This is a genomic window from Nocardia rhizosphaerihabitans, assembly GCF_014646295.1.
Taxonomy (GTDB): domain Bacteria; phylum Actinomycetota; class Actinomycetes; order Mycobacteriales; family Mycobacteriaceae; genus Nocardia; species Nocardia rhizosphaerihabitans.
In genome coordinates, this window is sequence record NZ_BMNE01000003.1 from 392,314 (window position 1) to 414,598 (window position 22,285).

The 22,285-nt window shown below is 66.8% G+C and carries 24 protein-coding genes; 15 read left to right on the top strand and 9 right to left on the bottom strand.

Annotated elements, in window-relative coordinates:
• The first annotated feature begins 132 nt into the window (after window positions 1–132).
• From IEY60_RS14660 to IEY60_RS14670, 3 genes are all read left to right on the top strand, one after another.
• A complete protein-coding gene (locus IEY60_RS14660) occupies window positions 133–1,668 on the top strand; it encodes a class I adenylate-forming enzyme family protein (RefSeq protein ID WP_189028310.1) in 1,536 nt (511 codons plus the stop codon).
• Between the two features lie 313 nt (window positions 1,669–1,981).
• Window positions 1,982–2,227, top strand: a complete 246-nt coding sequence (locus IEY60_RS14665; RefSeq protein ID WP_189028312.1) for a hypothetical protein — start codon at window positions 1,982–1,984, stop codon at window positions 2,225–2,227.
• Window positions 2,228–2,411: 184 nt separating this feature from the next.
• Window positions 2,412–2,891 (top strand): MaoC family dehydratase, encoded by a 480-nt coding sequence (locus IEY60_RS14670; RefSeq protein WP_189029383.1) that lies wholly within the window; start codon window positions 2,412–2,414, stop codon window positions 2,889–2,891.
• Between the two features lie 89 nt (window positions 2,892–2,980).
• On the opposite strand, the gene IEY60_RS14675 is transcribed toward IEY60_RS14670, so the two are convergent.
• A complete protein-coding gene (locus tag IEY60_RS14675; protein WP_189028314.1) occupies window positions 2,981–3,754 on the bottom strand; it encodes a GTP-binding protein in 774 nt (257 codons plus the stop codon).
• 130 nt (window positions 3,755–3,884) lie between these two features.
• Between IEY60_RS14675 and IEY60_RS14680 the strand changes: the two genes are divergently transcribed.
• A complete protein-coding gene (locus IEY60_RS14680) occupies window positions 3,885–4,340 on the top strand; it encodes a Zn-ribbon domain-containing OB-fold protein (RefSeq protein ID WP_444543798.1) in 456 nt (151 codons plus the stop codon).
• Window positions 4,324–5,526: a lipid-transfer protein gene (locus IEY60_RS14685; RefSeq protein WP_189028316.1), complete on the top strand. Its 1,203-nt coding sequence runs from the start codon at window positions 4,324–4,326 to the stop codon at window positions 5,524–5,526. Before IEY60_RS14680 ends, IEY60_RS14685 begins: the two co-directional genes overlap by 17 nt.
• An 81-nt stretch (window positions 5,527–5,607) precedes the next feature.
• Here IEY60_RS14685 and IEY60_RS14690 read toward each other — a convergent pair whose 3' ends face one another.
• Window positions 5,608–7,116: an aldehyde dehydrogenase family protein gene (locus IEY60_RS14690; RefSeq protein ID WP_189028319.1), complete on the bottom strand. Its 1,509-nt coding sequence runs from the start codon at window positions 7,114–7,116 to the stop codon at window positions 5,608–5,610.
• Window positions 7,117–7,132: 16 nt separating this feature from the next.
• Window positions 7,133–8,248 carry an NDMA-dependent alcohol dehydrogenase gene (locus IEY60_RS14695; RefSeq protein WP_189028321.1) on the bottom strand — a complete coding sequence of 372 codons (1,116 nt, stop codon included), beginning with the start codon at window positions 8,246–8,248 and terminating at the stop codon, window positions 7,133–7,135.
• A 132-nt stretch (window positions 8,249–8,380) separates the two neighbouring features.
• Between IEY60_RS14695 and IEY60_RS14700 the strand changes: the two genes are divergently transcribed.
• Entirely contained in the window at window positions 8,381–9,997 is a 1,617-nt protein-coding gene (locus IEY60_RS14700) for a sigma-54-dependent Fis family transcriptional regulator (protein ID WP_189028323.1), read from the top strand.
• A gap of 142 nt (window positions 9,998–10,139) precedes the next feature.
• Entirely contained in the window at window positions 10,140–11,411 is a 1,272-nt protein-coding gene (locus IEY60_RS14705; protein ID WP_189028325.1) for an MFS transporter, read from the top strand.
• A 56-nt stretch (window positions 11,412–11,467) separates the two neighbouring features.
• Here IEY60_RS14705 and IEY60_RS14710 read toward each other — a convergent pair whose 3' ends face one another.
• Window positions 11,468–12,049 (bottom strand): TetR/AcrR family transcriptional regulator, encoded by a 582-nt coding sequence (locus IEY60_RS14710; RefSeq protein WP_189028327.1) that lies wholly within the window; start codon window positions 12,047–12,049, stop codon window positions 11,468–11,470.
• A gap of 179 nt (window positions 12,050–12,228) precedes the next feature.
• Between IEY60_RS14710 and IEY60_RS14715 the strand changes: the two genes are divergently transcribed.
• The 3 genes from IEY60_RS14715 to IEY60_RS14725 are packed head-to-tail and all read left to right on the top strand — an operon-like array spanning window position 12,229 to window position 14,563.
• Window positions 12,229–12,615, top strand: coding sequence for a nuclear transport factor 2 family protein (locus IEY60_RS14715; protein ID WP_189028329.1), 387 nt, complete (start codon window positions 12,229–12,231; stop codon window positions 12,613–12,615).
• Between the two features lie 8 nt (window positions 12,616–12,623).
• Window positions 12,624–13,871 carry a sensor histidine kinase gene (locus IEY60_RS14720; RefSeq protein ID WP_189028331.1) on the top strand — a complete coding sequence of 416 codons (1,248 nt, stop codon included), beginning with the start codon at window positions 12,624–12,626 and terminating at the stop codon, window positions 13,869–13,871.
• A complete protein-coding gene (locus IEY60_RS14725; RefSeq protein ID WP_189028333.1) occupies window positions 13,868–14,563 on the top strand; it encodes a response regulator in 696 nt (231 codons plus the stop codon). The genes IEY60_RS14720 and IEY60_RS14725 overlap by 4 nt, the downstream gene beginning before the upstream one ends.
• Here IEY60_RS14725 and IEY60_RS14730 read toward each other — a convergent pair.
• Entirely contained in the window at window positions 14,523–15,338 is an 816-nt protein-coding gene (locus tag IEY60_RS14730) for a CPBP family intramembrane glutamic endopeptidase (protein WP_189028335.1), read from the bottom strand. The genes IEY60_RS14725 and IEY60_RS14730 overlap by 41 nt on opposite strands.
• Window positions 15,339–15,645: 307 nt before the next feature.
• Here IEY60_RS14730 and IEY60_RS14735 point away from each other — a divergent pair, with 307 nt between their 5' ends.
• Window positions 15,646–16,587: an acyl-ACP desaturase gene (locus tag IEY60_RS14735; RefSeq protein ID WP_189029394.1), complete on the top strand. Its 942-nt coding sequence runs from the start codon at window positions 15,646–15,648 to the stop codon at window positions 16,585–16,587.
• Between the two features lie 78 nt (window positions 16,588–16,665).
• Here IEY60_RS14735 and IEY60_RS14740 read toward each other — a convergent pair whose 3' ends face one another.
• Both IEY60_RS14740 and IEY60_RS14745 read right to left on the bottom strand, forming a co-directional pair.
• Window positions 16,666–17,571, bottom strand: a complete 906-nt coding sequence (locus tag IEY60_RS14740; RefSeq protein ID WP_189028337.1) for a hypothetical protein — start codon at window positions 17,569–17,571, stop codon at window positions 16,666–16,668.
• A 111-nt stretch (window positions 17,572–17,682) separates the two neighbouring features.
• Entirely contained in the window at window positions 17,683–18,183 is a 501-nt protein-coding gene (locus IEY60_RS14745; protein WP_189028339.1) for a hypothetical protein, read from the bottom strand.
• A 348-nt stretch (window positions 18,184–18,531) separates the two neighbouring features.
• On the opposite strand from IEY60_RS14745, the gene IEY60_RS14750 reads away from it, so the two are divergent.
• Together IEY60_RS14750 and IEY60_RS14755 are read left to right on the top strand one after the other, a co-directional pair.
• A complete protein-coding gene (locus tag IEY60_RS14750) occupies window positions 18,532–18,876 on the top strand; it encodes a hypothetical protein (RefSeq protein ID WP_189028341.1) in 345 nt (114 codons plus the stop codon).
• 367 nt (window positions 18,877–19,243) lie between these two features.
• The gene (locus tag IEY60_RS14755; protein WP_189028343.1) at window positions 19,244–19,588 is read left to right on the top strand and encodes a hypothetical protein; all 345 of its coding nucleotides are present in this window, start codon (window positions 19,244–19,246) and stop codon (window positions 19,586–19,588) included.
• 334 nt (window positions 19,589–19,922) lie between these two features.
• Here the strand turns inward: IEY60_RS14755 and IEY60_RS14760 are convergent, their stop codons facing one another.
• Entirely contained in the window at window positions 19,923–21,083 is a 1,161-nt protein-coding gene (locus tag IEY60_RS14760) for a helix-turn-helix domain-containing protein (protein WP_189028345.1), read from the bottom strand.
• A 193-nt stretch (window positions 21,084–21,276) separates the two neighbouring features.
• Between IEY60_RS14760 and IEY60_RS14765 the strand changes: the two genes are divergently transcribed.
• Window positions 21,277–21,540, top strand: coding sequence for a hypothetical protein (locus IEY60_RS14765; RefSeq protein WP_189028347.1), 264 nt, complete (start codon window positions 21,277–21,279; stop codon window positions 21,538–21,540).
• Window positions 21,541–21,670: 130 nt separating this feature from the next.
• On the opposite strand, the gene IEY60_RS14770 is transcribed toward IEY60_RS14765, so the two are convergent.
• Window positions 21,671–21,913, bottom strand: a complete 243-nt coding sequence (locus IEY60_RS14770; protein WP_189028349.1) for a hypothetical protein — start codon at window positions 21,911–21,913, stop codon at window positions 21,671–21,673.
• Between the two features lie 139 nt (window positions 21,914–22,052).
• Between IEY60_RS14770 and IEY60_RS14775 the strand changes: the two genes are divergently transcribed.
• A complete protein-coding gene (locus IEY60_RS14775; protein WP_189028351.1) occupies window positions 22,053–22,271 on the top strand; it encodes a hypothetical protein in 219 nt (72 codons plus the stop codon).
• The last annotated feature ends 14 nt before the right edge of the window (window positions 22,272–22,285 follow it).

Here is a 22,285-nt window from a genome sequence, read left to right on the forward strand (position 1 = left end):
CGCCTCTTAAACTCGAAATGGATTCGAGATCGAAAATTCGAAGACGTACGTGAGAGCCTCCCACGGTGTCGAAGAGGAGCAGAAAGCCAGCATGCGCACCCACAATCCGTTCGGCCGACCGGCGGTCGTCGAATGACAACCGCGGTCGTCGAGATCACGCGCTCGCGCAACCCCTTCCCGCAGTCGGGCGTGTCTCGCGACTGTCTGGGAACACCGCGATACGCCGCGGTTCCCGAGACGCTGCTCGACGTTTTGCGCACGCATGTCGAGTCACGGCCGGACTCCGAGGCTGTCGTCGAAATCGGTGGCGACCGGCTGACCTACACGCAGCTCTGGGAGCGGGCAGCACGGGTCGCCGGTGGCCTGCGCGCCGGGGGAGTGCGGCGCGGGGACCGAGTAGCCCTGCGCTATCCGGCGGGTGCGACCTGGGTCCTGGCCTTCTGGGGCACGGTGATGGCCGGCGGCATCGCGGTGGCGGTGAATACACGCTCGACGCAACCCGATGTGGAATTCGTGCTCGGCGATGCCGATGTGAAAGTCGACCTGGCGGCGGATACTCCTCTGCCCGACGGTGATCCGTACATCGTGGAGGGGCTCGGCGCCGCCGACATGGCTGCGTTTTTCTATACCTCGGGCACCACCGGTCGCCCGAAAGGCGTGCCGACTACCCACGGGGCGTTCGTCACCAACGCCGAGAACATTGTCCGGAGCTTCGGACTGCCTCGCGATGTCGGGTCGGATCTCCGCACTCTGATCACGGTGCCGTTGTTCCATGTCACGGCGTGCAATTTGCAACTTCTCGTTGCGGCCTACGTCGGCGGAACCGCGGTGATCCTGCCTACCCTCGATCTCCCGGCGCTGATCGACGCGTTCGCGGCGGAACGGATCTCCTTCGTGGTGGCGGTACCGGCGGTGTACTCGCTGCTGTTGCGGCATCCGAGCTTTTCCGGCGCCGATGTGTCCAGCGTGCGCATGATCGGCTATGGCGGTGCCCCGATCGCGCCGTCGCTGGTCCGTGAACTGCTCGCAGCGTTTCCGCGGGCGACGGTAGGCAATGGCTACGGGATTACCGAAACGGCGTCCTTGATCACCGTGCTGCCCGACCGGGAAGCGGTCGAGCACGCGGATTCTGTCGGGTACGCGGTGCCGTCGGTGGACATCGGGATCGTGCCGCTCGGCGATGTCCCGAACGTCGGTGAGCTGGTGGTCCGTGGCGCCAATGTCACCGCGGGCTACTGGTACCGCCCACAGACCACCGCCGAGACCATCGTCGGCGGCTGGCTCCGCACCGGCGACGTCGTGCGTATCGACGACTCCGGACGCGTCTACATCATCGACCGGAGCAACGACGTCATCAACCGAGGCGGCGAGAACGTCTCCAGTGCCGAGGTAGCGGCGGTCTTGCTGTCGGCTCCTGGCGTTGCCGATGCCGCTGTTCTCGGGGTCCCCGACGAGGTGCTGGGCGAGAAGGTCGGCGCTGTCCTCTACTCGGACGGCGCGACGATCGATCTCGACGTCTTGCTCGAGCACTGCCGAATTCATCTCGCGGACTACAAAATTCCGCAATTCGCCGCTGTCGTCACCGAGCCGTTGCCTCGCGATGCCGGGGGGAAGATCCTCGAGAACGACCTGCGCCGTCACGTCCAGTGGGGTGCCCCGCTGCGCTAGCCGGCGTTCTACCCACGGGCGCGATCGCCCACCCGACAATGCAATTGATCTCAGGAGTATCGGTGGTTCTACGCGACATCCTCGCAGCTTCGAAACACAGTGCCGTGCAGCGGAAAATGACGGTGGGTTGAGGTGAAACGACTCGCTTCCGGCGCGGCGACCGGGGTGACAGGCGAGACCTTCGTCATCGACGGAGGTCAGCGTCTCGGCGATGCAGGGGAGGTTGCCGATGCCACGGGGAGCTAGACGAGCTGTGCGCGGTTCCTCGAACCGTATGTCACCGCCGGCACCTGAATCCGTCGACGGTTGGACGGTGAGTCCTGTCGAGATCGGCATTCTGGAGTTCGCCGGCGTGTGGGCGCCCTACGGAGGCAACGATGCCGAGGCTTTCGTGCAGTTCGGCCTCACCTCCGAAGAGTTCCACCGGCGACTGATTCGCTTGCTCGGCTCACCGGCCGCACGCATGCTCACCAATTCGACCGTCGCGACGTTGCGCCGTCAGTGCTACAAGCGGTTGTACCTGCCGACCGACGGTAGTCGCGCTCGGATTCGCGGATGAATATGCTGCGGAACACCAATCGGGACGATTGGTTGTCGCCGCCGATATTGGCCCGCGACTGTCCAAGCCCGACGATTGTCGGCATGAGAATCACCAATTTTTCGTCGCGTTCGTCGAGGCACTGCCCAAGGGGCGTACCGGGAAAGGTGCTCGAGCGTGCCATCGTCGTTCCCGAGAGGCTGTCATGACCGAGTCGTATGAGCTGCCGACTACCACCTCCATCGCGGGGCTCGAGTCCTTCGTGGGACGACACCTCGGCACCAGCGAGTGGCTCGAGGTCACCCAATCGCGGGTCGACACCTTCGCCGATGCGACCGACGACCACCAGTGGATCCATGTCGATCCCGAGCGCGCCGCCCGGGAGAGCCCCTTCGGTGGGCCTGTCGCGCATGGCTATCTCACGTTGTCGTTGCTGCCCTATCTCTGGCCGCAGATTCTCGCTGTCACCGATGCGGTGGTGGGGGTGAACTACGGCCTCAACAAGGTTCGCTTTCCGAGTCCGGTTCCGATCGGTGCGAAGGTCCGCCTCAGTGCCACCCTGCAGTCGGTCGAGCCGGTCCGTGGCGGAGTTCAGGTGACTATCGCCGCGGTCGTCGAGATCAGCGGTGCGGCAAAGCCGGCGTGCATCGCCGAGCCGGTCTATCGGTACTTGCAGCAGATCTGACCAGGCGCCACACGATCGGTTCGCTACGAACCTCGGCGTCGCAGACCAGCCCCACCTGATGCGTCGAGGTCGGACGCGGTCGGCCTTCGTCAATAGTCGAGGGCGTGTTCCGGTTGACAGACATGCAGGGGAGACGGCAGATATCGGATGATGGCGTCCAGGAACGGGCCGATATCACTCCACGGGGCCGGATCGCACAGGACCGGCGCGGCGTCGCCGACGTGGGTGAGGCAGCGGACACGGTCATACAACTGTTCGGGTGCGATCTCTCGCGGGCCGAGGTCGCCGTCCTGTTCCATCACCGTGGTCACGAGGCTGCGATACCACCGCTCGGCGACTGTCCAATAGCCGCCATAGAATTCGACACCCATCGGTTCAAGGGCCCCCATCGGGACCAGATCGACGACGCCTTCGAACCTGGTACCGATGCCGTGCGGGATCTGCACCGTCAACGGCACCGCCCCGTGCGTATCGGCGATCGTGCGAACACATCGGTCGAAGTCCGCGGCGGGATGATCGAGTCCGGTCACCAGACACAGACGTGCGACCTGATGGTCGTCGGCAACCCGCAGTATCGTCTCGAGTCGGGGGGCGCGCCGCGCCGCGGCGTTCATGACCGCGACCACCCCGTCGGCTACCCGGATGGACCGCTCCAGCGTCGCGATGGGAGCGTGGCTCGACAGCTCGGTGAGACGAATCGTGTGGTCGACGCGGTCTGTTGTCCACCGCACAGTGGCCGCCGCGTCGGACCCGGTCTCGGCGAAACGGCGGGTCAGCCGGTGGACAACCCGTGCCGTCTCCTCGGGGTCCCCGACGATCGTGACGTTGCGGATCGACTGCGGTTCAATGACTTCGGTGCCCATCGTGGTGGTACTCCAGCTCGACTCGAGGATGTCAGCGCATCCTCAATCCGGTCTCACCGTACCCCCGCCCCGGTACCCGTGAAGCGGATTCCCACCCCAAAGTAGAACGTGTTCCTATACCGTCGGGCTCGTGCAGAAAGAACAACGCCCTGCCGTGGCCGACTGGTTCACCGCGGACGACGGCACGGTGCGTCTGCAGGGAAGTCGCTGTACTACCTGCGGCACACCGTATTTCCCGCGCAACGCGCTGGCCTGCCGGAACCCGCAGTGCGCTGGTCCCAAGGACGGCTCCGAACTCGTCGACTACCTGTTTTCCACCCGCGGCCGGATCTGGTCGTACGCGGACGCCCGCTACAAGCCGCCCCCGCCCTATGTCTCGCCCGATCCGTTCGAGCCGTATGTCGTTGCGGCCGTGGAGCTCGAGGTCGAGCAGATGGTGATTCTCGGGCAGGTGGTCCGAGGCCTGACGGTGGACGACCTGGCGGTCGGCATGCCGGTCGAACTGACCCTCGGCGTGCTGTACGAGGACGAGGAAGCGGAACACACGGTGTGGATGTGGAGGCCGGTCGATGACCGAGACCAGTGATCGCGATATCGCAGTCCTCGGTGCCGGCATGCACCAGTGGGGCAAGTGGGGGCGCAATTTCGTCGAATACGGGCTGGTCGCGGCCCGTGCGGCACTGGCCGATGCCGGGGTGGACCACCGCGACGTCGGCTACATCGCCGGCGCCGACACGATCCGCAACGGATATCCCGGATTCGTCTCGGGCGCGACCTTCGCCCAGGCACTGGGCTGGACGGGGGCGCGGATCTCGAGCAGCTACGCCGCCTGCGCCTCCGGTGCCCAGGCCATCGCCAACGCGCGCGCCCAGATTCTGGCCGGGTTGTGTGACGTGGCGCTGGTGGTCGGCGCCGATACCACCCCGAAGGGCTTCTTCCAGCCCGTCGGCGGCGAACGCCGCGACGATCCGGACTGGTTGCGTTTCCACCTGCTCGGCGCGACGAACCCCATCTATTTCGCGCTGTATGCCCGTCGGCGCATGGCATTGCACGGCGCCACGCTCGACGATTTCGCCGCGGTCAAGGTGAAGAATGCCCGGCACGGCCTGAACAACCCGTATGCCCGCTATCGCAAGGAGGTTTCGGCCGAGGAGGTCGCCGCCTCGGCGATCGTCTCGGACCCGCTGCGACTGCTCGACATCTGCGCCACCAGCGACGGCGGTGCGGCTCTCGTGCTGACCTCGATGGAGTATGCGAGGCGTCACGGCATCACCGATCCGGTCCGCATCCGGGCGCTGTCGACGGTCACGCCGACGTTCCCGAAAACGGTGCTCGATCTGCCGGACTTCGCGACCGACTCGGCCGTGGCCGTCGAGGTTCCGCCGCGCGAATTCCGTTCCGCCGTCGCGTACGCCGCCTACGAAGAGGCCGGGCTCGGGCCCGCCGACCTGTCCTTCGCCGAGGTGTATGACCTGTCCACCGCACTGGAGCTGGACTGGTACGAGGACATCGGGCTCTGCGAGAAGGGCGGCGCGGAGAAGCTGTTGCGCAGCGGCGCGACGACATTGGGTGGACAGGTGCCGGTGAACCCCAGTGGCGGGCTGGCCTGTTTCGGTGAGGCGATCCCCGCGCAGGCGATCGCCCAGGTCTGCGAGCTGACCTGGCAGTTGCGCGGGCAGGCCGAGGGCCGCCAGGTCGACGACGCGCGCGCGGGCATCGCGGTGAACCAAGGCCTCTTCGGCCACGGCTCGGCAATCATCGCCACCCGCTGAACCCGGTTCGCTCCGTGGGGCGAAGCGTGTCAGGGGGACGGCTCCGGCACCGATCGAGGCCTTCGGTGCCGGAGCGCGGCGTCAGGCGAGGAACGTGTTGATCGACTTCTGCTCGGTGTAGGCCTCGATCGCCGCTGCCCCCAGCTCGCGGCCCCAGCCGGACTGCTTGTAACCGCCGAAAGGCAGCGCGGCGTCGAAAGCGTTGTGCGCGTTGATCCACACCGTGCCCGCCTTGATCTGACGTGCGGTGCGATGGGCCTTGGACACATCCGTGGTCCACACCGAGGCGGCCAGTCCGTAGGGCGTGTCGTTGGCCGCCGCGGCCACGCCCTCCTCGGCGTTGAACGGCGTCGCCACCACGACCGGACCGAAGATCTCCTCGCGGTACACGCTGAACGAGGACTCGACATCGACGAACACCGTCGGTTCGACGAAGTAGCCGCTCTCGCCATGGCGGCGCCCGCCGGTCAGTGCCCGCGCACCCGCGCGCAACCCGGCATCGACGTAGCCGAGGACCCGGTCGAGCTGGGTCTGCGACACCAGCGGGCCGACGTCGGTGGCCGGGTCGAGTCCCGAGCCGATCCTGCTGGCCGCGGCGACCTCGGCGACACCCTGGGTGAACTCGTCGAAGATCTTGTCCTCCACCAACAGCCGGGTGCCGCTGGTGCAGGTCTGGCCCTGGTTGAACAGAAAACCTGACGCGGTGCCGGGGATCGCCAGGTCCAGGTCGGCGTCGGCGAAGACGACCTGCGGGCTCTTGCCGCCGAGCTCGAGGCTGACCTTCTTGAGGTTGCCCTTGGCGGCGTCGACGATGAGCTTGCCCACCTCGGTGGAGCCGGTGAAGGCGATCTTGTCGACATCGTCGTGGGCGGCCAGCGCGGCACCGGCGTCGCCGTAACCGGTGACGATGTTGAGCACGCCGTCGGGCAGACCGACCTCGGCCAGGATCTCGGCCAGGCGCAGGGCGGTGAGCGGGGTGTCCTCGGCGGGCTTGAGGACGACGGTGTTGCCGGTCGCCAGGGCGACGGGAATCTTGAACGCGGCCATCAGCAGCGGGAAGTTCCACGGCACGATCGCCCCGCACACGCCGATCGGCTCGCGCAGGGTGTAGGCGTGCCACTGGGTGCCGGGTGCCCACGGCACCGACACGGGGATGGTGCGGCCTTCGATCTTGGTGGCCCAGCCGGCGTAGTACTCGAAAAGCTCGGCGACCCAGGTGATGTCGACGGCCTGGGCGACGCCGGCGGACTTGCCGTTGTCGAGCGATTCCAGCTGGGCGAGTTCCTCGGCGTGGGCGTAGATCGCCTCGCCGGCGCGAAACAGCAGGCGCTGGCGCTGGGCCGGTGTCCACAGGGACCATTCGCCGTCGAAGGCAGCGCGCGCCGCGCGGACGGCGCGGTCGACATCGACGGCTTCGGCGTGGGCGACCTCGGTCAGCACCTGGCCGGTGGCCGGGTCGCGGGTCTGGAACGTGCGGCCCGAGGCCGCGTCGACCCAGCGGCCACCGATGAACAGCTTCTTCGGCGTCGACAGCCAGTCACGGACCTGCGGCAGCACCGGGGTGGTGGTGGGCTCGAGTACTTCGGTCATCGTTGTGCCTTTCGAATCAGGAGTGGTCGTGCACGAGCACGCCGCGGATGTTCTGGCCGTTGAGCAGGTCGTCGTAGCCCTGATTGACCTGGTCGAGGGTGTAGGTGCGGGTGATGAGCTCGTCGAGCTTCAGGTCGCCGCTCTGGTAGAGACCGAGGATCTTGGGGATGTCGACGGTCGGGTTGCAGTCGCCGAAGAGGCTGCCGCGCAGTTCCTTCCGGAACAGCGTCATGATCGAACCGGGGAGCTGGATGTTGATCTCGTCGAGCTTGTTGAGCCCGGTCAGCACGACCTTGCCGCCCTTGCCGACGGCGTCGAAGCCGGCGCGGACGATCTCGGCGGTCATCAGGTCGGGGATCAGGATCGCGGCGTCGGCGCCCTGGCCGCGGGTCAGGTCGTTGATCGTGGCCAGCGCGTCACCGGCGTCGGCGAAAGCGTGCGTGGCGCCGAGTTCGAGGGCTCGTTCACGCTTGTTGTGCAGCGGGTCGACCGCGACGACGTAGCGTGCGCCGGCGAAGCGCGCGCCCTGCACCGCGTTGATACCGAGCCCGCCGATACCGAAGACGACCACGACATCGCCGGGCTTGACCTCGGCGGTGTTGACCGCCGATCCCCAACCGCTCGGCACGCCGCAGCCCACCAGCACCGCCTTGTCCAGCGGCAGGTCGTCGTCGACCTTGACGCAGGAATTCTGGTGGATCACCCCGTACTGGCTGAACGTGCCGAGCATGCACATCGCGCCGTACTCACCGGCCGGTCCCCGCAGCGGGAAGCGACCACCGGGCAGATAACCCTCGAGGATCGTGGCGCCCATATCGCAGATGGACTGCTGACCGTTGGAGCAGTATCGACAGGTACCGCAGTTCGGAATGAACGAGCACACCACGTGATCGCCGGGGGCCACCCGGGTCACGCCGGGCCCGACCTCTTCGATGATGCCCGCGCCCTCGTGACCGAGCACCATCGGCAGCCGCGCTTCGAGGTCACCGTGGGCGATATGGACATCGGAATGGCACAGCCCGCCGTAGAGGTACCGGATGAGTACCTCTCCCTCGCGAGGCTTGTCGAGTTCGAGCTCTTCGATCTCGATCGGCTTGCCGGGCTGGTAGACGACCGCGGCCTTGGTCTTCATGGCGGGTTTCTCCTGATCCTCGTTGATGCGCCCCGTCTGGAGTGACGGGAACCACATTCGCAACGCGCGGCTCCCGCGACTGTTCAGAAATTGGACAATCGTGACCCCGGTCACCATTGCTACGGTTGAGGCATGCAACCCGAGGGGAATGGACTGGTCGCCAAGCGGGAACCGATCGCCGCTTCCTGGCATCGGGCGACGATGGCCGGACTCGAGCCGGGCTCGGCGCTGGACTCGATCAGCTATGTCGATATCGACGAAGCCAGTCCGCTCATGGCCGCGGCCGCGGTCGTGCTCGACGACCTCAACCATCGACTCGAGGGCACCAACTTCACCACGATCGTCGTCGACCGGGAAGGTCGCGTCGCGCACCAGTGGTGCGGAAACCGCAGCGCCCGAAAGGTTTTCGACGATCTCGGCGTCGACGTCGGCGCCTCCCTGCTGGAAGAGGCGGTCGGCACCACCGCGCCGGGTGTGGCCCTGGAAACGCGCACCAGCATCGCCGTCAACGGCGACGAGCACTTCGCCGTTCCGCTTCGGCGCATGAGCTGCTACGGCCACCCCATCTTTCACCCCACCACCCGGCGCATCGAGGGTGTGCTCGACCTGTCGGCGGTGGTCCAGGAAGCCAGCCCACTGCTGCCGCCGCTGGTCGCCCGCGCGGTCGCCGATATCGAGCAACGTCTGCTCGACGGTTCCCGCATCTCGGACAAGGAACTGCTCGCCGCGTTCCAGGCCGCGGGCACACGCCGCCGCGCGGTGCTGGCCATCGGGCGTGACCTGCTCATGTCCAACCAGGCCGCCGCCGATCTGCTCGGCGCCACCGACTTCGCGTTGCTGCGGATGATGGCACCGGATGTGCGCCGCAGCTCGGTCTTCGACCTGACGCTGGAGTCGGGGCAGGCCGTGCGTGTCGAAGCGACCCGCGTCGGTGGCCCGGCCGGGGGAACCTTGCTCAACGTCGAACCGCTGGAACGGGCGAGCATCGCCTACTCCCGTCGAACACTCGAGCCCGGCGATCCGCTACTGGTCGCGGGCCCACCGGGTTCCGGGCGTTCGCGCACCGCGCGCGAACACGCCACCGAGCAACCGGTCACCGTCCTGACCGCCGCCAACGCCCTGCTCGACGGCAGCGACGTGTTCGCCCGCGACTTCGCCGCGCTGGTCCGTGCCCGGCAGGGAACCGTCTGCATCGACGGCCTCGATCTGTTGCCCGACGATCTGATCGATCTCGTCGCCACCCATGTCGCCGACCGCCAGGTACCGCGCGTCGTGCTGGTCACCGGAGCCGTGGAAACTCTCACCGGCCGCGCCGCCGCGCTGGCCGCGGAATGCACCGACCGTATCGAGCTCGGCCCGCTGAGCAACCGCCGCGGCGAGATTCCGGCCCTGGTCGCGGCGATGCTGCGCGAAGCGGGCGCGGACAGCTCGCTGTACTTCACGCCGGGCGCGCTCTCGGCGCTGTCCGCGCACAACTGGCCGGGCAACCTCCGCGAATTGCGCGCGGTCGTCACCGAGGTCATCCGGCACCGGCGCACCGGCGCGGTCGTTCTCACCGACTTACCGGAGGCGTACCGCACGCAGCAGCCGATCCGGCAACTGATGCCCATCGACCGCGCAGAACGCGACGTCATCGTCGACACCCTCCGCACATTCGAAGGCAACAAGGTCAAAACAGCTCAGGCCCTGGGCATTTCGCGAACCACGCTCTATGCGAAGATGCGCGCGTTGCGCATCACCGTCTACTGACCGCACGGGTCCGGTCGGATCCTGCCAATCGACTGAGCCGCCGGTTGGTCACTTCGGTCACCGTAAATGATCTGGCGGTAGCGATGAGTTGCGGCGATGATCACGTGGTGTTCTACGTCGGCGACTCTGCGAGACGATCGTGATGGCGGCTCGGGGTCCGTTGCGGGGCAGGGCATTTCGGTGGGTGTGGGGCGGGGAGACCGTCTCGATGGTGGGAGACGCCAGTTACGAGGTCGTGCTCGCGGTGCTGGTGCTCTCGGTAACCGGGTCGCCCGCGGCGCTGGGCGTGGTGATGCTCGCCGTGACCGTCCCGCACGGGGCGCTGCTGCTGGTCGGCGGCGCGATCACCGACCGGTTCTCGCCACGGACCATCATGCTGATCAGCCACCTCGTGCGTGGCACGGTGCTGGCCGTGCTGGCGGTCCTGGCAGCCGCCGGCGCCGTGACCCTGTGGCACCTACTCGTGATCGGCATCGTGATCGGCACCGCCGAGGCGTTCTTCCATCCGGCCGGCGCCAGCATCCTGCCCAGCCTGGTGAGCAGGGAGGACCTGCCGAGAGCGAACGCGCTGCTCGGAGCCGGTGAACAGGCCGCTCGACTGGTCGGTCCGGTGCTCGGTGGCCTGCTCATGGCAGTGGCCGGCGCGCCGATCGCGATCGGCTTCAACGCGTTCACCTTCCTGGTCGGCGCGGCGACCGTACTGGCCGCGCCGCGCCGCCAGGCCGAACCGGTCGAGCAGCTCTCCGCGAAAACGGTGCTGCGAGAGATAACCTCCGGGTTCGCCTACGCCCGCCGCAGCGTCGAGGTCCGCATCATCCTGCTACTGGTCGGCGCCGCGACGCTGAGTTACAGCGGATTGTTCGGCGTCGGACTGCCCACGCTGTCGCAGAACTTCGGCAACAGTGCCGTCGTTCTCGGCGCCATGCTGTCCGCGTGGGGCCTTGGCCAGCTGGCCGGCACCTTGTCCGCCGCGGCGTTCGGTCTGCCGCGGCGCTGGGGCGTGCTCATCGTCGCCATGACGATCGCCGAGGGCTGTTCGTTCGCGGTGCTCGGTTTCGTCCCGCACTACCTGATCGCGGTCGTCCTGCTGGCCGTGCTGGGTTTCGGTGTCGCTTACTCGACCGACGTCGCACTGCCGACCTTCGTGCAGACCACCGCCCCGGAGACGATGCTCGGCCGGGTGAACAGCCTGATCGACCTGCCCAGGGCCGTCCTCTCGCCACTGTCGCTGGCGGCCTTCGGTTTCCTCGCCGCGGCCGGTGTCCGCTGGGCCTTCCTCGCCGCCGCCGTCCCGATGCTGCTGGTCGGAATCGGCTTGGCGCTGAGTGGGCACGCCACGACACTGACCAGCGGTTCGGGCACAGACGCGGATCTGGACGGGTCGGCCGATCAGTCGGTCCCTCAATCGACCTGACCTCGCTACCCTTCTTCCGCTCTTCCGAAAGAGGCTGGTGCTGAGCAGATGTGAACCTACGACGGCTTCACCGCTGCGCCGAGGATGCGCAGGAACAGCGAACTACCTGCGGCGAGCGACTGCCCTCCGCCGTGGACAGCCTTGATGCCCTCCACTGTGGTCAGGGCCAAAGTGGCGATCTCCGTCGAGCTCGCTCCGATCGATGACAAGTCGATTTCCCCGGTGGCCGCGGCATCGTCGAGGGCGGCGCTGATGCGCTGTACCAGATGCTCTCGCGCTGCTCGGGTGACCTCTCCCGAGAGCGCCAGGTCCGACTCGAAGAGTTCCTTGCCGTGCGGGCTGGCGCTGATCTGCGCCATCAGTCCTTGCAGGAAGGCGTTCATCGCGGCGTCGATCCGGTCGATGACCGGGCCGTCGGCGTCGAGCGCGGCGTCGACATGCTCCAGCACCAGCGCGTGCGCGCGCTGGGACCCCGCGCGAAACAGCGCCTCCTTGCCGTCGAAGTGCAGATACAGCGCCGCCCGCGACACTCCCGCGGCCTCGGCGATGTCCTTCATCGCCGTCTTGCGGAACCCGTAGCGGCAGAAGACCTCCAGCGCCACATCCAGGATCTCGTCGATCTTCAGCTCAGCACCCACACCGCCACGGTGACAGTATGGACAGATTGTGTCAATTTGCACCGCTAGACACCAGAAGTAAATATGTCTACGTGTGCGGTGGTTGGCCGTGCGCCCCTACGACCGGCAGCGCCGACAATCCGTGCCGCCGCCCGATCCCTGGCCGTTCGGCACTCGCACCTCACGACGAAGGAAATCCCATGCCCGACAACACAATCACCACCGAAGACCGCATCCGCGCTACCGAGCGCAGCAGACTCGCAGCGCTCGTCGAGGCCGACATCGCCGCAGCAGTGATCCACCACGGCACCGAGTTCCAGCTCATCACCCCGATCGGCGCAGCCCTGAGCCGGGACGAGTACCTCGACGCCGTCGGCGACGGCCACATCGATTACCTGGTCTGGGAACCGGGGCCGATCAGCGTGCGGCTCCACGCCGACGCGGCGTGCCTTCGCTACCAGGCCGACCTCGAGGTCGTCTTCGGCGGGCACCCGCTGCCACGGGCACGCTACTGGCACACCGATCTCTACGAACTCCTCGACGGCCGCTGGCAGGTGGTGTGGTCACAAGCCACCCAGATCCGCTGAACGCCCCTGTGGAGCGACCTGATGCCCTGGCCGTCACCATCTATCGCTGGGGTCGTGACCACGCGCTGCTGCTGGATTCGATCTTCGCCGGTGTGCTGCTGGTACTGCTCGGCGCGGCGAGTGCGTTCATCGCCGACCTGCCCGGACTGGTCGTGGCTACCCTCACGATCGCCCCGCTCGCGGTGCGCCGCCGGTACCCGATCGCTGTCCTGGTGTGGACCCTGGTGATGTCGATCGTTCAGCTCGTCGTCGTGCCGATCCCGTTGCCGGGCAACATCGCTCAAGCGGTCGTCATCTACACCGTCGCCGCGAACGTCGCGTCGTTCGGCGTGCGATCGGCTACCTTGGTGGCCGCACTCGTCGGCAGCCTGCTCGCCGGGTTCAGGTGGAGCACCCCGCCTGACTATGGCCGGCATGCGCTGGCCGCAGCAGCGGTACTCGCGGTTCTTGCCGCGCTCGTCTGGGTGATCGGGAACCTGGTTCGCGGACGCGAAGAGAATCTGCGCCAGCTCGCCGGCGCCGTCGTCCAACTCGAGCAGGGACGGCGCCGGCTCGAGCTGTTCGTCGCACAGCGTGAGCGTGTGTCGGCGGCCCGGGAAATCCACGACATCGTCGCGCATTCCCTCACCGTCGTCATCGTCCAAGCCGACGGCGCCGCCTACGCTGCCGCCAACGCTGACCGATGGCACCGCACGCAGGCTCGCGAGGTTCTCGATGTCATCGGTGCGACGGCGCGGTCGGCGCTGGCCGAGGTGCGCACCGTCGTCGACGTGCTCCGCGATGTGGACACCCGCGACGTCGACACCGTATCCGGGGCCTCCCACGACGGTCAGGCCACCGGCGCCGAGCTGGGTCGGCTCGTGGACTCCGTTCGTGCCGCGGGCGTGCCGGTCGAGTTCGACAGTCATCCCGCGACCTTCGACGCCCTCCCGTTCCGCCTGAGATTCGTTGTGCTGCGCGCGGTTCAGGAATCGCTGACCAATGTCCTCAAACACGCGGGCTCGCCGGTGAATGCCCAGGTCGCCATCGAGTGCACAGCCGATGACCTGTGCCTGCGAATCGTTGACGACGGCCCGGGCCGCCACGTCGACGAACCCGCCACCGGCACCGGGGCCGGCCATGGCCTGGCCGGCATGCGTGAACGAGTGCACGAGCTGGGCGGGCAGTTTCGCGCCGAGCACCGACCGGTGCGAGGATTCGAGGTCACCGTGGTGATTCCGCTGAACACCACGGTCGGCGAACGGAGCGCAGCATGACCGAGGCCGAAGCCATTCGCGTCTTCCTCGTCGACGACCAGGAACTCGTCCGCACCGGGTTCGCGATGATCGTCGATGCGACGGACGGGATGAGTGTCGTCGGTGGCGCAGGCGATGGTGAGTCCGCGCTCGCGCAGCTGCGACGACCCGAGAACCGCTGCGACGTCGTCCTCATGGACATCACCATGCCCGGAATCGACGGCATCGAGGCGACGCGCAGGCTCCTCGCCGAGCCCGACCCGCCGCGCGTGGTGATGCTGACCACCTTCGACACCGACGACCTGCTGGTCGAAGCACTCCGGGCCGGCGCATCGGGATTCCTCGTCAAAGACGCGGGCGCGAGGGAGCTCGTCGCCGCCATCCGCGCCGCAGCCTTGGGAGAGGCGCCGATCTCACCGAAACTGATGCGACGACTCGTCGACTCATTCATCCTCACCGCGCCTGCACCACACCTAGGCTCGGATGGAACTCCCTCCACCGATCCCAGACTGGACGCCCTGACCGCCCGCGAACGCGAGATCCTCGCCGCTGTCGGTCTCGGCCTCACCAACTCCGAGATCGCCGCGCGACTGCACGTCGCCGAGTCGACGGTGAAGACCCACCTCGGCTCCGTACTGCGCAAGCTCGGCCTCCGCGACCGTGTGCAGGCCGTCATCCTCGCGCGGACGGTGCGAGAGAACGGCGCCGAGTGAGCGACGCCGTGCGCACTGCGATGGCGAAGGCGCACACCGCTGTGCCGATAAGCACGAACAGACCGGTGTCGCCGGCCAGGTATTCGTTGACGAGGACGGGGCGATCGGTCGTGATCGCGTAGGTCGCGAGGATCGTGAACGTCGCATTGTGTGCGAAGTGCGCGAGGACAGCGGGCCACACACTGCGCGAGAGCAGCCGCAGGTAGCCGAACACGAACGAGAACGCGATCACGGTTGCGCTGAAGAGGGCGAGCACGAAGGGGCGTTCGCCCTCGGCGTGATAGTAGGGCGTGAGCAGGATGTAGGGGAGGTGCCAGCCGATCCAGATGACGCCCACAACGAGCATCGCGCACCGTTGGCCGAGAAAGGCCAGGCGTGGCTGCAGATATCCGCGCCAACCGAGCTCTTCGGCGAAAGCGAGGATCGGGCCGGTGACACACAGAACGAGCATCGCCTGGAGCCAGTCACCCGACGGCGTAATGAAGTTCGCAGCACCGACCACGACGGCGCCGGCGAACGCCAGCACCGACACCCCGGCCGTGGTGATCAGTGCCAGTGGCCAGAATCGGAGCCCGGATTCGCTCATTCCCAGACGGTGCCATCCCTCGCGCGTGTAGCCCTCCCGAGTGATGACGAGCAGCATGACCAGCACCGTGAGCAGGGGCGAGATCGCCAGGACAAGCCCTTCGGCGATGTCGGCGGTGCACAGCGAAATCCCGAGGACCAGGACGGTGAAGACGATCGACGAGGTGCGATCGGAGAGGCGTTCGAACACGCTGGGAGCCTTCTTTCCAGAGACCGACAGGCCAAGCCTCGTCGACCAGGCACCCAGAAACATCCACCGCGGATGGGGTCTGCACACGTCGACGGCACCCGGCTTCGCACCGCGGGCCTAGTACCCCGAGATGAGGCACATGTCCGCAGCCGCCCACATCACCGTTATCGGCGATTCCGGTGAAAGTCCCCACCGGCCCGCTGGTTTCACCCACCGCCTAAGGTGTGGGTGCGGCGTGGCCGCAGAGTCAGATATGCGTGAACAGCGACATTTCCGTAGCGATTTCCATCGAATCGAAAGGCGCTGCATGGCAAAGGATTTGACACAACTCGAACTACTGACGGAGCTGGAGCCGGTAGTTGCGGTCAACATCGACCGGCACTTGGGCACGGCCAAGGACTGGTGTCCGCACGACTACGTTCCCTGGGACGAGGGCCGCAACTTCGCCGCGATGGGTGGCGAAGATTGGGAGCCGGAGCAGTCACGGCTCTCCGAGGTCGCCAAAGTCGCGATGATCACGAATCTGCTGACCGAGGACAACCTGCCTTCCTATCACCGCGTGATCGCTGAGAACTTCTCGTGCGACGGTGCGTGGGGCACCTGGGTCGGCCGCTGGACCGCCGAGGAGAACCGCCACGCCATCGCCATGCGCGACTACCTCGTCTGCACCCGCGCTGTCGATCCCGTCGCCTTGGAGAACGACCGCATGGTGCATTTGACCCGCGGTGTCCACGCGCCGGAGGGCTTCGGCGGGGTACTCGATCAGGTCGCGTATGTGACATTCCAGGAGTTGGCTACCCGGGTCAGCCATCGCAGCACCGCACGGGTCTGCGACGATCCGATCGCCGGACGAATGCTGCAGCGCATCGCGGCCGACGAGAATCTCCATATGATGTTCTATCGCAACATCACCGGCGCCGCCTTCGACGTCGCTCCCGACCAGACGATGGAGTCGGTGACCAAGATCGTGAAGACGTTCGCCATGCCGGGCACCGGCATGCCGAACTGGCGCCGCAACGGCGTGTTGATGGTCAAGCACGGGATCTACGACCTGCGCCAGCACCTGGACGAGGTCGTGTTGCCGGTCCTGCGAATCTGGAACGTCTTCGAGCGCACCGACCTCACCGCACGCGGGGAGCGCAGCCGCGAAGAACTCGCCGAGTACATCGACAAACTCACTCGCGACGTCATCCGGTTCGAAGAACAACGCGAGCGCATCCTCGCCCGCGACGCGGCACGGGCCGGATAGGGCACTGGATGTTGCAGTCGCGCGAGCGCCGCGCGACTGCAACATCCTGCCTCGATGTGGGCGCCGAGGCTGCGCCCGTCACCCGAAGTAGGCCGCGTACTCGCTGAAAGGCGCCTGGCCGGTGGGGCTCGCTGTGATGGCGTCGGCGACCGGCGGGGGTATGGGAGCCCAGTAGGCGGGCATCCCGGCGGCCAGGGCCGGGTTCAAGACATAGATCAGGGCGAAGTTCACGATCCACAGCGGCGGGGCCATCGACATCCCGACCTGGGAGCTCACGCCCGCCTTGGTGTTGGTCACCAGCTGAGCCGTGCCCGAAATCTGTTGTGCCGCAAAGCCGTAGGCGGCTTGTACAGTGTATGCCGACCGGTAGAGTGCGATCAGGGTTCGCACCGCACCGTTGTCGCGCAACCAGTTGCCGACATAGCCGCCTGGCGCGATCAAGGTGTTCACCTGTCTGGTCGGCGCATCCGCGTTGGCCGGGCTCTGCAGTAGCCCACCGGGATTCACGTACAGCCCGTAGCTGGCCAGCACCGAGGGCATGCTCTGTCCGTCGACCTCGGAATAGAGGGGGCGCCCGACCGTATTGGTGAGGACCTGGACGCAGGCGACGATCACCGCCGCCGCCTCGCGGCTGCCACCGACGCCGCCACCGGTGCTGAGATCGTGATACTGCTGCTCGGTCAGGGCGTCAGCCCGGGTCAGGCCGATCTGACCGGCGATCGCGTCGGCCAGTGGCTGACCGAGCGGCTGGTTGAGCTGATCCGGACTCGTCATCTGCGTCGGTGCCAGGTGTTCGTAGCCGGGCGCACCGGCGAAGGGGATCGCGAACCCGGTGTCCGCGGTGTCGGCGATGGGTTGCCCAGAGGTTGTCTGGGTGGCTGCCAAGGACAGCAGACACGCACCGATCAGTGCCAGTACCGAGAGGGTTCCGTGGCGGACCGATCCGCGCCGATGCCCCGAGTTCGCTAACCACGTGCTACGCATAGTCGACCTCTCAGAGCACTGTCGGAGGAGGTGAACATCAGCTTCCACGTCAGTCAAAGCCGTGACCTGCGCTGTGTCAAGCCCGCCGTGATCGTCCACTCGCCGAATGGGCTATCTGAGGATGCCGTTGAGTACGACGATCACCAGTCCGATGGTGGTGTTGACGATGCCGACCCCGCAGGCACCCCACCGGGAATATCCACCCACCCGCGCCGCCACCACGCCCCAGCCGAACAGGACCACCGCATTGAGGCCAAGCGCCACCGTGGTGTAGCCGGGCGTCACCGACCCGTCGGCATGGAACACGTCGTCGCTCCACCCCGTGACATGCGCGAGCAACAACACGATCAGCGTCGGCACGCACGCGATGACCAGCGGTATCCCGGTGAGCATGGTGCGACCGAGATCGACCCAGAATCCCGACCTCGACCCAGCCTGGTGAGTCGACACATGCTGGCCGTAGCTGCGCGTGACCGCCGCGATGGCCACACTCACCACGATCCACGCCGCCGCATACATCGGCGTCTGACCGTCCGGAACAGCCGCCAGCATGACACTGGCGAGCACCGTGCCCACCACCCCGCCGTAGAGGTCGTTCACCTGTAGCTGCACATTCGCCGATGGTAGACGGGCCACCATCAGAAGCGCTCGAGGTCAGACGGGCGGCATCAGGTCGCTCTCGCTGACGGTGTAGGTCAGCGGAGGGTAGACGAAGTCCGGTTCGTTGTTCTCGCGCCGCCGTAGTTGGTAGAACTCGCGCCGCTGATCGTCGTCAGCCGAGGTGAGGCGCGCACCCTGCGGGAGGTAGGCGTGTCCCTCCCGAAACCGGACGAAGGTGTGGACGTTGCATGCTGAGCGCCGGTGAACGAGTCCGGCCGCCTCTCTGCGGGCAGATCGTCACACAGACTGCGGCCTGCCAGTACGTTGCCTCGGTGATTGCGAGGCCGCGATACTGGGCGAATGCGGTGGATTCGCGACTACTACGCGGACGAGGACATCTGGCTCCTCTTCGAAATCGATGACGATGGTTGGCCGAACCGGCAGGTCAATCTGCGAGGTTCAGACGGTGAGCCAGTCACCGCCGCAGCGCTGGACGAGGTGATGCGCGCACGGGATCACGGAGGGATCGGTGCGGTTGACGCATACGAGAGCAAATATGGCGTCCTCTCGGAATCGAGCACGAATGATTGGGACATCGAGGTCTCTTCCCTCGAAGTGATAACTGCTGAGCAGTTCCAAAGAGCTTGGGCGAAGGCGCGTTCCTGGATCGAACACCGATGGTCCCATGGGGCTCCCGGGGCTTGAACGCTGCACGATAGTCGGCCTGCGGCCTGTGATAGCGGCCTCGCCGCCGTGCGGCGTCAGCTCATCGACGGAGGTCACGGTCACTGCGGCGCATCGCGTTCCGTCGCCTGCCGTTGAAGACGCTCGGGCGTGATGTAATGCCGGGGCAGCAACAGCACTGCCCTCATGGATTCGATCGATCACAACGTCGCCAACACCGACCCACTCGATCTCGCTTGCGGCTCGACCACCGATTTGCTGCCCCGGGGGGCCTTCGGTGATCGACACCGACCAGTGCGACGAGGCAGATCGCTTCGTAAGTGGCTTGGAGTGAACAAGCAAGCGCCGCAGTGTGATTCAATGTTCGGTTCGCTCGAGGCAGTGCATCGTGCGGGTGGTCGGGGCCGTTGTCGCGGGCGCCGGTGTTGCCAACGCCGCCGATGTCCCTGCCTACGGCAACGTCCGCTACGTCTTCTGCTCGGACGTGCAGGCAGGCAACGAGATCACCTACTACGACTCGCTGGGCAAGCGCGACGAGGTCGTGACGTTGACCGAATCCATGGAGGGAGACCGGTGGTGCCGCAACGTCGACGTGCAGTTCCGTAAGGAATCCTTCACCTGGTCGGCGATCTCGCACCCCGACGCGTACGCCGCGATCTACGTGAACGGCAAACTGGTGGCCCGCGACGAGGACCGCTCGACCTACGGATACGCGTCGGCCCAGGCCATGTGACCGGGATTTCACGGCGTCGCCGAGATGTTCGTACACCGGTTCCTCGCAGAGCCGGTGTACGGGTTCGGGTCGATCGTGGCACTTTCGATGTGTCGGATACGTGGGCCCTGCGATAGTCGTACTCGTCACGGCACTGGCGTCGTGAGTGCTCGGAGCGTCGCAGATCCACTCACGAATCCACCGGCGATCTCCACGGGGCAGCGACCGCGCCACAAGCATTACTAGAGCGGCGCAGTAAGTTCGTCGCGTCCTTCCGAGGAGTGCAGTGAAAGGCCCTCCCAATTGGGGCTTTTCGGTGCGTGCGTCGGAGACTGCGCTGCTCTGCGGCGGGCGTCTACATGGTTGCACCCAGCCAGTGTGCAAACCCGAGCAGGCTGTCCGACTGGCGCCGCTGCGCGGCGGCGATCCCGTGCACGGTTTCGCGCACCGACGGATGCAGCCGGGTCTGTTGCGGGGCTGCGGCGCGGGCCTTGTTCAACGCGGCCAGTGCCCTGTCCGGCTTGCCGGACATCAACCAGGCGCGGGCGTTGTCCTGCCAGTGATGCGCGATCCTGGTCGGCGGGGCGCCAGCGCCGTACGTCAGGTCCGCGCCCTCGACTGCCGCCCGGTTCGGGTCGCCGGCCTCGAGTTCGATGGCGTGGGCGTGGATCTCGACGTTCAGTGGACCGAACGCGGTCATGTACATGTCGGTCTCGCCGGTGCGGGCCGCGAGCTCGCGCGCCGCCTCGACGTGGCCGAGGGCGCTGGAGTAGTTCAGTTTCCGGGCTTCGTTGATGGCGCCGGCGAGGTGGGAGTACCCGGTCAGGACCATTCCGGATCGGCTGCTGTCGGCGGTGGCGATGGCCGTGTCGATGAACTGGGCGGCCATGTCGGATTCGCCGTAGTGGGTGAGGATTCGGGCGCGGGCCAGGATGGAGAAGGCCGCGAAGTTGAGGTCGTCGCCGAGAGGGGCGTATCCGTCAGCGAGGTCGAGCGCGGGCAGCGCGAGCATCAGGTGGCCGGTTCGGCGGGCTGACCACTCGGCGAGGATGTATGCCGAGGAAAGCAGCGAGTAGGCATGCGCCTGGTGGTCGCCCGTGAGGTCACGCGCTGCGCCGTGCAGGCGCCGGATGATCGCGGGCAGCGCCTCGATGGTCTGGCGGGTGCGGTCGCGACGGTACAAATCCTGCGCCGCGGTCAGGTCCGCTTCGAGGTGTGCCAGCGGCCCCGGTTCTTCGGCGCGCGCGTAGCGCCCCTCGGCCAGCAGCACCGACAGTTCGTTGACCGCGTCGGCCAACGGTTTGCCGTCGGCGAAGGGCGCGCCGGTCAGCTGTTCAGGGGTGATCCGCAGCGCACGTGCGACCGCCGAGATGAATCCTGGCGATGCCGTCTCGCGGCCCTGCTCGACCGCTTTGACCATGCTCAGGCTGTATCTGGCCCGGTCGGCGAGCTGGCGTTGATTCAGGCCGGCAATCTTGCGCTCCGCCGCGATCGCCTGACCTACGTGTTTCCCCATGTCTCGAGGGTAGATCGATACGCCCGCCATGTCCCGCGCTGCTGCTGTCCCTTCTCTGTCCCTCTCTCCCGTCGTCAGCGGCGAATCTGACCTGACCGGAACGCGAGAGCGACGAAAAGCGGCTGGGTCCAACAGCTCTCGTACGACGTAGGACCGCCGAGGGGAGACCATGATGTGGGGACGGACAAAGGCCGTGCGGCTGACAGTCGACGCGATACAGGCGCGGCTCGCTCGGGAAGCAACCCAGGCGGCGATCGCCCAGGACGACGAGCAGACCGGCCGCACCACGGTGATCGTACATTCGGCGCCGACGAAGGCATTCACCATCGGCCAGGCTCGCCGGGTGGTACAGGTACACCGCAGTTGCGACCGAACCCTCTGCCCGCGGAAGATGGCCGCAATCAACGTGCTCGTCGCCGCAGGCGTGATGCGACTGGATCGTCGTGTCGGCTACTGAGCCCGGCATCGGCCTCGCCGCTGCTCGCGCTCGGGTGACCGCGGCAATGGCCGAAGCGCACACAGCCATGCGCGTCGCGAGGTCCGAACGTCGAGTCACCGGGTGGCTGCAGTGTGAGGACGGGTCGTGGTCACTCGTCGACGACCTCGGCAGTGTCGGGCCCGCGTTCGCCTACGGCCCGTATCACGAGCGTCAGGAAGAGGATGATCGCGACGGCAACGTGTTCGCCGATGCCGACGCAGCGTTCGCTGTAGTCGACGCGCAAACCGTCATCGATGTCGACCCGCTCTACACTCCCGCGCTGCAGCGCCTCCTCGAGATCGCCGAGCGGATCGCCCGCGACAGCGGCGCCACAACTGTCGACGTCGCTCATGTCGAGATCGCACTCGCCCGACATCGCATCGAAGGAAACACCAGATGAACAGCAAGACGCTCGCCGCCGCCCATGTCGGTGGGGATAGCGAGTGTGTTCTCCCGCGCCAAACCCATACGGCTGCCGAGGATGCCTCGCTGTGGGCGAGCCCCGGGATAGAGCCGGTGATGGTCGCCGCGACAGCGGAGTCCGCTGCGGCGCGGCCCGCGGCGACATCCTGTTCCCGCGTGCCCTGCCCGACGACGGCACCGTTCCGTCCGACCTCGTTGCGAAGTTCTGGATCGACCACGGCGATCTACTGCGCCTCGTCCCCGTCTTCAACCGTGCGGGGGTTCGTCGCCGTCGGCACTCACTGTGAGAGTCGTCTATTTC